The sequence below is a fragment of the Ensifer sp. LBL genome (assembly GCF_050435225.1).
In the GTDB taxonomy this organism is placed as follows: Bacteria; Pseudomonadota; Alphaproteobacteria; order Rhizobiales; family Rhizobiaceae; genus Ensifer.
Map to the genome: position 1 here is coordinate 456,562 of NZ_JBNDJY010000003.1, position 13,003 is coordinate 469,564.

At 62.8% G+C, this 13,003-nt stretch carries 14 protein-coding genes and 1 riboswitch; of the genes, 6 read left to right on the plus strand and 8 right to left on the minus strand.

Annotated features, from left to right (window positions below):
• Positions 1-8 precede the first annotated feature (8 nt).
• On the plus strand, positions 9-437 hold the full coding sequence (locus OKW20_RS13835; RefSeq protein ID WP_429172980.1) for a response regulator: 429 nt from the start codon (positions 9-11) through the stop codon (positions 435-437).
• Between the two features lie 139 nt (positions 438-576).
• On the opposite strand, the gene gcvP is transcribed toward OKW20_RS13835, so the two are convergent.
• From gcvP to gcvT, 3 genes are read right to left on the minus strand one after another with little or no spacing between them, the layout of a single operon-like run.
• A complete protein-coding gene (gcvP, locus tag OKW20_RS13840) occupies positions 577-3,441 on the minus strand; it encodes an aminomethyl-transferring glycine dehydrogenase (RefSeq protein WP_429172983.1) in 2,865 nt (954 codons plus the stop codon).
• Positions 3,441-3,803, minus strand: a complete 363-nt coding sequence (gcvH, locus tag OKW20_RS13845; protein WP_025427112.1) for a glycine cleavage system protein GcvH — start codon at positions 3,801-3,803, stop codon at positions 3,441-3,443. The genes gcvP and gcvH overlap by 1 nt, the downstream gene beginning before the upstream one ends.
• Positions 3,804-3,819: 16 nt before the next feature.
• A complete protein-coding gene (gene gcvT / locus OKW20_RS13850; protein ID WP_429172986.1) occupies positions 3,820-4,959 on the minus strand; it encodes a glycine cleavage system aminomethyltransferase GcvT in 1,140 nt (379 codons plus the stop codon).
• A gap of 141 nt (positions 4,960-5,100) precedes the next feature.
• Positions 5,101-5,188, minus strand: a riboswitch (glycine riboswitch).
• 162 nt (positions 5,189-5,350) lie between these two features.
• On the opposite strand from gcvT, the gene OKW20_RS13855 reads away from it, so the two are divergent.
• Together OKW20_RS13855 and OKW20_RS13860 are read left to right on the plus strand one after the other, a co-directional pair.
• The gene (locus OKW20_RS13855) at positions 5,351-5,740 is read left to right on the plus strand and encodes a hypothetical protein (protein ID WP_043614406.1); all 390 of its coding nucleotides are present in this window, start codon (positions 5,351-5,353) and stop codon (positions 5,738-5,740) included.
• Between the two features lie 95 nt (positions 5,741-5,835).
• Positions 5,836-6,822 carry a DUF1775 domain-containing protein gene (locus OKW20_RS13860; protein WP_429172989.1) on the plus strand — a complete coding sequence of 329 codons (987 nt, stop codon included), beginning with the start codon at positions 5,836-5,838 and terminating at the stop codon, positions 6,820-6,822.
• Between the two features lie 21 nt (positions 6,823-6,843).
• On the opposite strand, the gene OKW20_RS13865 is transcribed toward OKW20_RS13860, so the two are convergent.
• Positions 6,844-7,200, minus strand: a complete 357-nt coding sequence (locus OKW20_RS13865; protein WP_429172991.1) for a hypothetical protein — start codon at positions 7,198-7,200, stop codon at positions 6,844-6,846.
• Positions 7,201-7,399: 199 nt separating this feature from the next.
• Here OKW20_RS13865 and OKW20_RS13870 point away from each other — a divergent pair, with 199 nt between their 5' ends.
• Entirely contained in the window at positions 7,400-7,828 is a 429-nt protein-coding gene (locus tag OKW20_RS13870; RefSeq protein ID WP_043614396.1) for a nuclear transport factor 2 family protein, read from the plus strand.
• Here the strand turns inward: OKW20_RS13870 and OKW20_RS13875 are convergent.
• Together OKW20_RS13875 and OKW20_RS13880 are read right to left on the minus strand one after the other, a co-directional pair.
• On the minus strand, positions 7,825-8,139 hold the full coding sequence (locus OKW20_RS13875) for a chaperone modulator CbpM (RefSeq protein WP_429172994.1): 315 nt from the start codon (positions 8,137-8,139) through the stop codon (positions 7,825-7,827). The two genes, OKW20_RS13870 and OKW20_RS13875, sit on opposite strands and share 4 nt — an antisense overlap.
• Before the next feature lie 3 nt (positions 8,140-8,142).
• Positions 8,143-9,057: a DnaJ C-terminal domain-containing protein gene (locus OKW20_RS13880; RefSeq protein WP_043614643.1), complete on the minus strand. Its 915-nt coding sequence runs from the start codon at positions 9,055-9,057 to the stop codon at positions 8,143-8,145.
• Between the two features lie 221 nt (positions 9,058-9,278).
• Here OKW20_RS13880 and OKW20_RS13885 point away from each other — a divergent pair, with 221 nt between their 5' ends.
• Together OKW20_RS13885 and OKW20_RS13890 are read left to right on the plus strand one after the other, a co-directional pair.
• Positions 9,279-9,521 (plus strand): hypothetical protein, encoded by a 243-nt coding sequence (locus OKW20_RS13885; protein ID WP_043614390.1) that lies wholly within the window; start codon positions 9,279-9,281, stop codon positions 9,519-9,521.
• Between the two features lie 196 nt (positions 9,522-9,717).
• On the plus strand, positions 9,718-9,843 hold the full coding sequence (locus OKW20_RS13890) for a hypothetical protein (protein WP_429114308.1): 126 nt from the start codon (positions 9,718-9,720) through the stop codon (positions 9,841-9,843).
• Positions 9,844-9,947: 104 nt separating this feature from the next.
• Here the strand turns inward: OKW20_RS13890 and OKW20_RS13895 are convergent, their stop codons facing one another.
• Together OKW20_RS13895 and OKW20_RS13900 are read right to left on the minus strand one after the other, a co-directional pair.
• The gene (locus OKW20_RS13895; protein WP_429172997.1) at positions 9,948-11,618 is read right to left on the minus strand and encodes an ABC transporter ATP-binding protein/permease; all 1,671 of its coding nucleotides are present in this window, start codon (positions 11,616-11,618) and stop codon (positions 9,948-9,950) included.
• Between the two features lie 25 nt (positions 11,619-11,643).
• Positions 11,644-12,963, minus strand: coding sequence for a glucoamylase family protein (locus OKW20_RS13900; RefSeq protein ID WP_043614384.1), 1,320 nt, complete (start codon positions 12,961-12,963; stop codon positions 11,644-11,646).
• Between the last annotated feature and the right edge of the window lie 40 nt (positions 12,964-13,003).

Sequence of the window (13,003 nt, forward strand, 5' to 3'; positions counted from 1 at the left end):
GGAACAAGGTGACCTCGACGCCAAAGCGATTGCTCTTGGTGGAAGACGACGCGCACGATGCGCGTTTCGTGATGCGCGCCTTTGCCCAGGTCGATAAATCGATCGAACTCGTCCTAGTGACCGATGCGGACGAGGCCCTAGGGCAGCTCGCCAGCGGGCACTTCGACTACATGCTGATGGATATCAAGCTGCCCGGCAGCGACGGCATCGAGCTTCTAAGGCGCGTGCGCAAGAGCCGCGCCACTGCGCTGATCCCAATCATCGTGCTGACGTCCTCGATCAATCCGGCCGACGTGCTTCAGTGCTACGGTGCCGGCGCCAATGCCTATGCGGCAAAACCCTCCTCGGTCATCGAGTATCGCCGTTTTGCCGAGGCCTTTATCCGCTTCTGGGTCGAAAGCACGATCCTGCCACCGGGCATGAGCGCGCGCCGATAGCTGCGGCCCGCACGCTACGGGTATGACACGTCACGATCTCTTGGGAAACAGGCGGAGTGCAGATGCGGCGCATCCATCCGGGCGCAGGCGCGCCGGAAAGACAACCGGCGGAACATTGCTGCTCCGCCGGTCGATGTCGTTACTCTGCGGCTTCCGCGTAGCTTTCCAGCGGCGGGCAGGTGCAGACGAGGTTGCGGTCACCGAAGACATTGTCGACACGATTGACCGGCGACCAGTACTTGTCGACCCGGAAGGCGCCCGGCGGGTAGCAAGCCTGCTCGCGCGAATAGGGACGATCCCATTCGCCCACCAGGTCTTCGACCGTGTGCGGAGCGTTCTTCAGCGGGTTGTTGGTCTTGTCCATGCGGCCTTCTTCGATCGCACGGGCTTCCTCGCGGATCGCCAGCATCGCCTCGCAGAAGCGGTCGATTTCGGCCTTGGTTTCCGATTCGGTCGGCTCGATCATCAGCGTGCCGGCAACCGGCCAGCTCATGGTCGGGGCGTGGAAACCGCAGTCGATCAGGCGCTTGGCGACGTCATCGACGGTGACCCCGGCGCTTTCGACCAGCGGGCGGGTGTCGATGATGCACTCATGCGCCACGCGGCCCTTGGACGACTTGTAGAGCACCTCATAGGCGCCCTTGAGCCGTGCGGCGATGTAGTTGGCGTTGAGGATCGCCACCTTCGTCGCCTGGGTCAGGCCTTCGCCACCCATCATCAGGCAGTAGCTCCAGGAGATCGGCAGGATCGACGCCGAACCGAAGGGTGCTGCCGAGACCGCGCCGTCCTCGCCGTCCGTTTCCGGGTGGCCGGGAAGGTAGGGCGCCAGATGCGCCTTGACGCCGATCGGGCCCATGCCCGGACCGCCGCCGCCATGCGGGATGCAGAAGGTCTTGTGCAGGTTCAGGTGGCTGACGTCGGAGCCGATGTCGCCGGGACGGGCAAGGCCGACCATGGCGTTCATGTTTGCGCCGTCCATGTAGACCTGGCCGCCATGCTTGTGCACGATCTCGCAGACTTCGCGCACGTTCTCTTCGAACACGCCGTGGGTCGACGGATAGGTGATCATGCAGCACGAGAGGTTTTCGGCGTACTGCTCGGCTTTCGCACGGAAATCGTCCATGTCGATATCGCCGTTTTCGCTCACCTTGATGACGACGACCTTCATGCCGGCCATCTGCGCCGAGGCCGGATTGGTGCCGTGCGCCGAGGTCGGGATCAGGCAGACGTCGCGATGGGCGTCGCCGTTCGCCAGATGATAGGCGCGGATCGTCAGCAGACCTGCGTACTCGCCCTGGGCACCCGAGTTCGGCTGCATCGAGATCGCGTCATAGCCGGTGACGGCGCAGAGCTTTTCCGACAGGTCCTCGATCATGTGCTGGTAGCCGGCCGCCTGGTTCTTCGGAACGAACGGATGGATCTCCGAGAATTCCGGCCAGGTGATCGGCAGCATTTCCGCCGTCGCGTTCAGCTTCATCGTGCACGAGCCGAGCGGGATCATCGCCCGGTCGAGCGCGAGATCGCGGTCGGAAAGACGACGGATGTAACGCGTCATCTCGCTTTCGGCGCGGTTCATGTGGAAGATCGGGTGCGTCAGGTACTCGCTGGTGCGCAGCAGGCTTTCCGGCAGGCGGTAACCCGGCTCGAACTCCTCCACCTTGAAGTCGCCGCCAAAGGCGCGCCAGACGGCTTCGAGCGTGACGGGGCGCGAGCGCTCGTCGAGGCTGATGCCGATCTTGGTTTCGCCGATCTTGCGCAGGTTCACTTCCTCGGCGACCGCGGTCTTGAGGATGATGCCCTGCAGCTTGCCGACTTCGACGGTGATCGTGTCGAAGAAGACATCCGGCTCAACGGTGTAGCCGAGCTTTTCGAGGCCCATGGCGAGACGAACGGTCTTCTGGTGAACGCTCTGGGCAATCGCCTTGATGCCCTTCGGGCCATGGAAGACGGCGTACATCGAGGCCATGACGGCGAGTAGAACCTGCGCGGTGCAGATGTTCGACGTCGCCTTTTCGCGGCGGATGTGCTGTTCGCGGGTCTGCAGCGACAGGCGATAGGCGCGGTTGCCGCGGGCATCGACCGAAACGCCGACCAGACGGCCGGGCATCGAACGCTTGTGCGCGTCCTTGACGGCCATATAGGCCGCATGCGGGCCACCATAGCCGACCGGAACGCCGAAGCGCTGGGTGCAGCCGATGGCGATATCGGCACCCATTTCACCGGGCGACTTCAAAAGCGCCAGCGCCAGCGGGTCGGCAGCGACCGTCGCAATCGCACCGGTCTGGTGCAGACGCGCGATCAGACCGGTGAAATCGTTCACCTGGCCGTAGGTGCCCGGATACTGGAAGATCGCTCCGAAGACGTCGACCGGATCGAGATCGGTGAAGGGATTGCCGATGACGATCTGCCAGCCGAGCGGCTCGGCGCGGGTCTTCAGAAGCGCGATCGTCTGCGGGTGGCAGTTTTCGTCGACGAAGAACGACTTGGCCTTCGACTTCGAAACGCGCTCGGCCATGGCCATGGCTTCAGCGGCTGCCGTCGCTTCATCGAGAAGCGACGCGTTGGCAACGTCGAGGCCGGTCAGGTCGCAGACCATGGTCTGGTAGTTGAGCAGCGCCTCGAGGCGGCCCTGGCTGATTTCCGGCTGGTAGGGCGTGTAGGCCGTGTACCAGGCCGGGTTTTCCAGGATGTTGCGCTGGATAACCGGCGGCGTGATCGTGCCGTAGTAGCCCTGGCCGATCAGCGACACGAGCTTCTGGTTGCGGTTGGCCGTTTCGCGCATCTTGTCGAGCGCCTCGCGCTCGGTCATCGGCGCGCCCCAGGCAAGCGGCGTCTTCTGGCGGATCGACGGCGGCACGGTGTCGTCGATGAGCGCATCGAGCGTCGGGTAACCGACGACCTTCAGCATCTCGTCCATTTCGGCCGGCGACGGGCCGATATGACGCCGATTGGCGAAGTCATACGGCTTGTAGTCCGTAAAGGTGAAATCCTTGGGCATGCTCATCAGGCGACGAGCTCCTTGTAGGCCGCTTCGTCGAGAAGGGCGTCGGCTGCGTTCGGATCGGCGAGCTTGAGCTTGAAGAACCAGGCGGCGCCCTGCGGGTCGCTGTTGACCAGCGACGGGTCGTCGACGATCGCCTGGTTGACTTCGACGATTTCGCCGTCAAGTGGACAATAGACGTCGGACGCCGCCTTGACGGACTCGACCGTTGCCGCCGTGTCGCCCTTGGCGAAGGTGGAGCCGGTTTCCGGCAATTCCACGAAGACCAGGTCGCCGAGCTGGCCGGCTGCGTGCTCGGTGATGCCGACCGTTGCAACGCCAGCTTCGACCTTCAGCCACTCGTGTTCGTCGGTGAACTTCAACATTATCGCTCTCTCCTGATCAGCGTTTGTAGGTTTGTTTGACGAAGGGAAGGGCAGCGACCGCCAGGGGCAGGTACTTGCCGCGCACTTCCGCAAAAAGGGTGGTGCCGACGTCCGTGTGGCCGGTTTCGACATAGCCCATGGCGACAGGGCCATCGACGGAGGGGCCGAAACCGCCCGAGGTCACCTGGCCGACCGGTGTCTTGCCCTCGGCATCGGCAAAGAGGTTGGCGCCGCCGCGAACCGGCGCGCGCCCCTCGGGCTTCAGGCCGACGCGGCGACGCGAGGCGCCGTCGGCGAGCTGTGCGAGGATACGGTCGGCACCGGGGAAGCCGCCTTCACGGGCACCGCCGGCGCGACGCGCCTTCTGCATCGCCCATTCGATGGCGCCCTCGACCGGCGTGGTCGTGGTGTCGATGTCGTTGCCATAGAGACAAAGGCCCGCTTCCAGACGCAGCGAATCGCGCGCGCCAAGACCGATCGGCTTGACATCGGGATGTTCCAGCAGCCGTTGTGTCACATCGACGGCGGAGGCTGCGGGAATGGAAATCTCGAAACCGTCCTCGCCGGTGTAGCCCGAACGGGAAATGATGCAGGTGACGTCGTGAAGGTCCGCTTCGGCGACATCCATGAAGCGCATGCCGGAAACATCGGCCCAGAGTTCGCCAAGAACGGCTTCGGCATGCGGCCCCTGCAGCGCGATCAGCGCGCGGTCGTCGAGCATGGTGACGTCGCAGGTGTCGGCAAGGCCGGCCTTCAGATGCTCGAAATCCTGGTCCTTGCAGGCGGCGTTGACGACGAGGAACAGGTGATCGCCGCGGTTGGCGATCATCAGGTCGTCGAGGATGCCGCCTTCGGCATTGGTGAAGATCGCATAGCGCTGCCGGCCTTCGCCAAGACCGAGAACGTCCACCGGCACCAGCTTTTCAAGCGCAAGCGCTGCGTCCTCGACCTTGCCGGACTTCGGACGCACGATGACCTGGCCCATGTGCGAGACGTCGAAGAGGCCGGCGGCAACACGGGTGTGCTGGTGTTCCTTCATCACGCCGTCAGGGTACTGCACCGGCATATCGTAACCGGCAAAGGGTACCATGCGCGCGCCCAGAGAAAGGTGCAGCGCATGCAGCGGCGTCTGTTTCAAATGAGGATTGTTTTCCAAATCCGGCCTCCAGGTCTGGCGCTCCCGCGCCGGCTCACACTTCCGGCGTCAATCGCCGTCGATTCGAGCCCCCTCTGTCCCTTTGCCTGAGATTGTTATCCCTTCGGCGAGCGTTAAAACGCTTCTCTCCAGAGTCCTACCGGCACCTTGCTGGTCCTTTGGCCTGAGAGTTTCCGGGGCGGTTGCTCCTTCGGCACCGGTTTGAGCCGGCTTCTCCCAACAAGATCGTCTCCAGATAACGGCGAAGGCGGGATGTTGGCAAGGGGGCGGTGTCGCGCTGAAACACATTTTTGTCGCACGACCAAAAGACGCAGCCACGACAGGTGCGGCAATTCTGCCTTTGCATTCTCCTCCGGTTGAGGATAACCCAAGACAGAGACCGGGGATAACCATGACAGGGCGCGACGGAAAATTCGGGATAGCAGTGCGGCTGATCGCCGTCTTTGCGCTCGTTTTCCTGACCTTCGCCCACAAGCCGCTCAGCGCCAAGACACTGAGCCCGGCTGAAATTTCCGCCTATCAGCTGCCTGACGGAACGATCGGCGAAATCTGCTTCGGCATGGATGGCGTCGACCATGAAAGCGGCAAGGGCCAGGCGATGGCCCCGATCTGCGAGGCCTGCCGTCTTTCGGGCTCCATTCTGCTGCCGGCTCCGCCAACCGAGAGCCTTCGCGCCGAAACGGGCGCGTGGCAGGTTTATCCAATCGCCGCTGTAAACGCGGCACCCCATCAGCATCTACGGCTGCTGCCGCCTTCGCGCGGGCCTCCAGCACGCTCGTAATTCTCCTCTCGCATCCCAATACAATTTGCCGCGTTCAAGCGGCTTAGACCACCGGACATCGGGCAAAGCCCGGCGCGTGGTCAGGAGATTACGACATGACAAAGACCAGGATCGCTTCGCTTTCGCTCGGCCTTACCCTTGCCGCAAGCGGCATCGCCCACGCCCACGCCACCTTCGAGAAGGACACGGCGCCGGTGGAGAGCACCTTCAAGGCGGTGCTGCAGGTTCCCCATGGCTGCGAGGGCAAGCCGACGACGGAAGTGCAGATCAAGCTGCCGGAAGGCTTCGTCTTCGCCCAGCCGCAGCCGAAGCCCGGCTGGGAGATCGAGATCATCAAGGGCGACTACCAGAAGACCTACGACAATCACGGCAAGAAGGTCACATCCGGCCCGCTGGAGATCCGCTGGAAGGGCGGCAATCTTCCCGACGAATATTACGACACCTTCGTCGTGCGCGGCAAAGTCTCGGGCTTCGACAAGGAGACGGTGCTTGCCTTCCCGACCACGCAGCTTTGCGGCACCGAAGGCAAGGTCGTCTGGGACCAGGTGGCGGCCGAGGGCCAAAATGCGCATGACCTGAAAAGCCCGGCGCCGACCGTCACGGTAACGATGGCCGATGCCGCCGATCCGCATGCCGGCCATGGCGGACATATGGCTGCAGCCGGCGGCTCGGCGAAGGTCGGCGATCTCGATATCACCGGCGGCTCGGTGAAGGCCATGCTGCCCGGTGCCAAGGTCGGTGGCGGGTTCCTGACGATCAAGAACGGTGGGGCAGGTGAAGACCGGCTCGTTGCTGTCGAAAGCCCCGCGGCCGCACGGGTCGAGATCCATGAGATGAAGATGGAAAACGACGTGATGCGGATGCGCAAGCTCGACGACGGCGTGGCATTGCCGGCCGGCGAAACGGTCGAGCTCAAGGCCGGCGGCCTGCACCTGATGTTCATGGACGTGAAGACGCCCTTCAAGGAAGGCGAAACGGTTCCCGTCACGCTCGTCTTCGAAAAGGCCGGCAAGGTCGATGCGACATTCCCGGTCGGCTCGGCCAAAGGCGGCGAGGCAGCCGGCGGCCAGAAGCATCATTGACCCGAGAAATCGCGATGCCGCTCAAGCGGCGTCGCTCTCATCCTCCTGGCCGGCGGGTTCATCCTGCCGGCCTTCGTTTTCCTGCTTCTCGGAACCACCGTCGTCTTCGCGCATGAATTCGAGATAGCGGCGCAGGGCCTCGGCTTCCGAGCGCTCCGGCAGACGGCCGTCGGCCGTGGCCAGCATGAAAGAGAGGGGCAGGGCGCCTTTGGTCTTGGGGATCGAGACCGGCGTCAGCTTGGGCTCTTCGGTGCGCCGCGCCGAGAGCAACGTGATCGCTTCGTCGGTTGGACCATCGCCACGCACGCGTGCGGACGGCTTCAGCGCTTCCGCCGCATAGGCCGCCGTGGTTGCGGATACTGTGACGATCTGTGTCACGTCTTTCCTGCCTTCCCGTTTGCAATCCATTCTTGTCGCTCAGTTTCACCTGAAGGCGGGTAAAAACTGGTGGTTGCATTTTAGGAAAACTCTAACGATGGTCGCCGCGACCCGTGCGGAGCGAGCCGGAACATCACTAATACTTGCGCGATCGCTAAAGTTAAAACACACTCGTTCTAATAGAAACGGGGAGGCTGTGATGACCGAGCGAAGCATGCTGGAATTCAGGGTGCGGGCCCTTTATCTCGCCCGCAATGTCAACGACCTCGACACGATGATGGCGCAACTCGATCCGGACTTCAGCTTTCGTATCGTCGGAAGCGGCAGGCTCGGCACGATGGCGCTTGCCGTCAACACACCGGAAACCGTGCGCGACAGTTTCACGGCGCTCGTCAACAATTGGGACCTGAGCGAGATGGAGATGGTCGGCTGCTATGCAGACGGCGATACCCTCGTCGTCCACCGCGCCGGCTTTGTTCGCTTCATCCCATCGCAGACCCGCGAGCGAACCGAAATCATCGACAAGTTCACGTTCCGCGACGATCGGATCGTCGACCTGACGGAGTTCGTCGATACCCTGTTTGTCGCCGAAACGATCGGGCTGCTGAACGAGCCGGCCGTCGCCTAGTCCTCTTCGGCGCGCGACAGGATGAGCTTTTGAACCGCCGGCTCCTGGGAGCGAATGGCGTTCATCAACACGGTCAGCCGGCCACGCAGGCTGTGGACCTGGTCGAGGAGCCGCATGGCCACGTCGACGCCGTCGTCATTGACGCCCATGGGGCCAGTCAGATCCTGGATCAGCCGCGCGCGCGCAACATCGGCATCCTCAAACAGCCAGCCGGCGTCGGCCTCCTGGGGCATCAGCCAGCGCTGTTCGACCCAGATGCGCAAAACCTTGACCTCTATATCCAGATGTTCGCAGAATTCACGGTCGTTCATAGGTCATCCTCCCATGCCCTTGCGCGGATCTTCCGTCTTGCCGGCGGCCCAGCCTTCGACGAAGGCGGAAAGCGCCGGGTCCGGGGCCTGCGGCAGCACGATCTTCAGGCTGACATAGGCGTCGCCATGGCCGCCGCCCGGCTTGTGCAGTCCCTTGCCCTTCAGCCGCAGCGTCTTGCCGCTGTTGGTGTGCGGAGAAATCGACACGTTGACGGCACCATCGATCGTCGGAACCCGGATCTTGCCGCCGAGCACCGCCTCGCTCAGCGATATCGGCACCTCGTAGCGCACGTCGTCACCATCGGTGGCAAAGAGCGGATGCGGGCGGACGCGAATGTCGATCAGCGCGTCGCCGGCCGGTGCGCCGTCGCGACCCGGCTCGCCCTTGCCGCGCAGCCTCAGCGTCTGGCCGTCGCGCGTGCCGGGCGGAATGGTCAGGTCAAGCGCCGGTCCGCCGCCGGGCAGGGTGATCTGGGTCTTGGTGCCGTTCGCCGCGTCGAGAAATGCGATCTCCATCGAGAAATGGGTATCGCGACCGCGCTGGCGCTGCTGCTGTCCGCCTGCACGCCGCGAAAAGAAACTCGAAAAGATATCGTCGGCTTCGGCAAAATCCGAAAAGCCATGCGCGCTTTCGTAGCGTGCCCCCGTATCGCCGGATTGGGCATAGTCGCGGTAGTAGTGCCGGGGCGGCGTTTCCGCTCCGGTTTCGTCGATCTCTCCGCGATCGTATTTTCCGCGTTTGTCCTCGTCGCCAAGCACGGCATAGGCCGCTGAAACCGCCTTGAAGCGGTCCTCCGCGCCCTTGTCTCCCGGGTTGAGATCCGGGTGCAGCTTCTTGGCAAGCTTGCGATAGGCGCTCTGGATGTCCTTTTGCGTCGCGTCGCGGCTGACACCGAGCGTTTCGTATGGGCTCGTCATGCGATCTCCTTTGGGCGAGCGCGGATCGACCACGTTTGCCGTGCCTTGCCGGCGCATGCGTCTTCAATCGCTCGCCTAAGAGCATAGAGCAGATTTGCGCCCGCGACAGGGGCGAGACGCCGCGCGACTCCACCATTTCGCGAAAGAGGGCGGTCTGCTACAATCCGTCGCGCAAATGAGCGCTTAAGGGGCGGTACGCCCCGAAGATTCGGGAGGTCGAAATGTCCGTCCGCCTGCAACTCGCGATCATGGTCGGCCTGATGGTCAACGCCATCCTGTTCGCCATCGGGATCCTCATCGTTCTTTCGGTGCCGGCCCTCACGGCCAACGCCAAATATGCGATCCCGGTCGTGGTCGTCAGCTGTTTCCTGATCACGCCCTTCATCGCCTGGATCATGGCGCCGCGACTTCGCCTGCAATACTGGAGAGAGCGCGAACAGACGAACCGGCAGCATCCGATCTAGCGGCCCATTCATCCATTGTTGACCCTGTCGGGATTGTCGCCCCTTGGCGGGCGGCGGTCGATGCAGATTGCATCTTCAACGATCATACATTTTGTTATACCACCATTTTAGTACTTGTTTTCTAACCGGCTCCGCCGCAGATTCTCTCAAGTCTCAAGGACATAGCCGGAACGCAGGCCAGAAGGGGACCGACTTCATGAGAACGATCGTATTGCTGCTCACGCTCACCACGCTGGCCGCCTGCTCGCAAACCTACAATGGTCCGCCGCGGGTCGTCGGCGGCGATGGCGACTACTACCAGGGCATCGTTGCGCCGCGGTAAGTTCGATCGTTCCAATCGATCATTTGGGGTACCGCTCCCCTGAGCGCGCGTCCGTCAGATGGCGCCCTTAACAAGGGCGCCGCATTCGGTTACCTTGGCTTGGGTCAAGTCCGCTCGTCGGCCCACGTCCAGCTACCATCCTCCCGGCAATCCAGCAGGGCACGGTAGAGGTCGCGCGTATCGCCTTCCTCGCCGTTGTTGATGCAGGTGATGGAACGCTCACAGAGAAGCCTCAGCGTATTGCGGAAGGTCTCGCGTCCAAGCGTAGCCTCGATCCGGTCGAGAAAGACATAGCGCGGCCTGGAAAGAAGCACCTTGGCGACCGCCAGGAGTTGCTGTTCGCCCAGGGACATCTCCCGATCCTGCTCCTTTTCCAGCCCCTCCGCGCCGTCGGCGAGCCCGTCGAGACCGAGGCTGCGCAAGACTTCCAGCACCTGGCGGTCGGAGAACCCGTCAGGATTTTCAGACGGCACCAGATACTGCCGAAGCGTACCCGGCGGCAGATAGGGCCGCTGCGGCAGAAACATCAGGTCGTCCGGGCGCTCGATCCGCCCGGCGCCGGCGGTCGGAATCCCCGCAGTTGCCCGGAAGAGCGCAGCACCCGCAGTGGCATGCGGGCCAGAGATCAGCACCGGCGTTCCCATTGGGATCGACAGCGACAGATCTCGAAGAACCGTGTGGCCCGACGGTCCCAGCGTCACATGGTCGAAAACCAGATTTCCGTCCCGTTTGGCCAGTTCGACGCCGGAGACGCTGTGTTTTCGGCTCCGTTCGATCGCCTCGAGCAAGGCGCTCAGCCGCGAAACGACGGCGGCGAAATTCGAGATCGAGTTGAACTGCCGGACGATCAGCGAGAAGGCGCCGACAAGCATGGCAAAGGCCGCACCGGACTGGGTGATGACCCCGAATTCGATTTCACCGCGCATGAAGGCCGGCGCGATGATCAGATCCGGGATGATCTGGATCATCCAGTTGTAGCCGCTGGTGAAATAGGCGAGGTTCCGGTTGACCGCAGTGATGATGCGAATGTTGCCGACCAAGTCATCGAGACGATGCAGCAGCCGCGTCTTCTGCTGCCCCTCGACGCCGGTCACCATCACCGCTTCGGCGTTTTCGCGCAGATGCATGAGGCTCGACCTGAAGCTCGCCTCCTTGTCGAGCCGCTCATAGTTCAGGCCGATCAGCGGGCGACCCAGCACGATTGTCATGTAAGAGCCGCAGGCGGCATAGAGCACGGCAACGGCAAACAGCAGTGGACTGATGGACCAGAGCACGCCCGAGAACGTCACCACCGTCAGCGTGCTGCTGAACAGCATGATGATGTAGGAGAGCGTGGTGACCGTAAAGGCCTGGATGTCCTCGGATATCCGCTGGTCCGGATGGCTCAGCGTGCCTGAGACCTCGAGCCGGTAGTAAGCCTCGTCTTCCAGATAGATGTCGACGGCGCGGCGGGTCAGGAATTCGCGCCAGAGCAACGCTAGCCGTTCCTCCACGAAGCGCGCAATGACGCCGACGACGGTCAGCACGGCAAAGACGCAGACATAGAAGACGGCTTGCCGGATGAATTCGTTCATCTGGCGCTCGGCGATCGCCGTCATGAAATTGCGACCGACATAGTTGTTGACGACGTTGAGGCCGTTCAGGCCGAAGAGCAGCAGCATGAGCCCGAAGAACATCAACCGGGCGCGGCCGCCAACTTCGGAGGTCAGGAAGATTCGGACAGCCCGTGCAAAGCGAAGTGCGGTTGTTCTGATCGGCACTGGCTGGCTGTCCATCAGAGTACCTTTGTTGCTTTGGCCGTCAGAGCCAGCCGCCGGAAAAGCCCGCCCGCCTCAAGCCCACCACCAGCGGCTCGCAACGGCGCATGATGTTCCAGAGCAGGCCGGTTCTGTAGTTCTCGATCATCAGCACCACCGGCCCCTGGTCGATGCCGAAGTGGTAGGGGCTGACCCACCAGCCGGATTCGGTTCCTTCCACCGGAAAGCTTCTGTTGAAGGAGGGCTTGAAGCCGTAGAGCTTGGTCATGCCGAGGTTCATGCGGGCGCAGTTCCAGACCGTCGGGATGACGATCTCCGGCGCGAAGGGCAGGGAGGCGACCACCGCCCAGGGCGACACGGTGCCGTCATCCGGACCAAAGGGTGCGCCGCGGGCGATGTAGTCGAAGAACTCCCGCTCGACGCCGTTCACCATGCCCTTTGTCCAGCCCGGACCATCGCTTGCGGTGAAGCCCCAGCAATGTTCGCCGTAACCGACGAAATTCAGCGGGTTGCGGATGGCATATTCCTGCTGGACGAACGTGGCATGGCGGCTGTTCTGGAAATAGTCGCTGTTGTGCTCGCGCATGAACTCGTCGCGGATGCCGCGGAAGTCGATCCACATGTGCGAGAGCTGGTGGGTGAAGAGCGGTCCCGAATAGAGCAGTTCGCGCCCGTAAAGGTTCCGCCAGTCGTAGCTTGCGGTGTAGGCGGTGTAGGCTTCCGGTGGCAGTGGATGGGTCGGCGAGCCGAGGCCGAGGATGTAGAGCAGCAACCCTTCGTCGTAACCGCGCCAGCGGTAGGGGATGAAGCCGTTTTCCGGCCGCCAGCCATGGGTCAGCGTCAGTCCGTGGTCGCAGGCCCAGTTCCAGTCGGCCCGTTCATAGAGCGCGTTGGCCAGTCGGCGAACTTCAGCTTCCTCGGCGCTGTCACCGTCGAAATAGGCGGCGACCGTCAATGCGCCGGCAAAGAGGAAGGCAGAATCGATCGTCGACAGTTCGCACTCCCACACCCGCCGGCCGGTCTCGATGTCGAGGAAGTGGTAGAAAAAGCCCTTATAGCCGGAAGCGTCGGGTTCCGGCCCTTGCGGGCATTCAAAGAGGAACTGCAGCCGTCGACGCGCGATCTTGGCGGCGAACTTGCGAATGACGATGCCGCGCTCGACCAGCACAGGGATCGTGGCGAGCGCCATGCCGACTGCGGCGATGCTTGCGGGTGCGTCTTCCTGCGTCTTGTCACGAACCAGGCCGTTGTCCGGGTTGGTGCAGTGGAGATAGTAGAGCAGCGTCGTGAACTGCAACCGGGCAAGATCCTGCTCGGTCGGCATCCGGTTCAGTTCGGGATCTGTCGACAGCAATTCCGACATGGCAGCCAGCCGCAATGACGATGAAGGTTCGTGTCACACG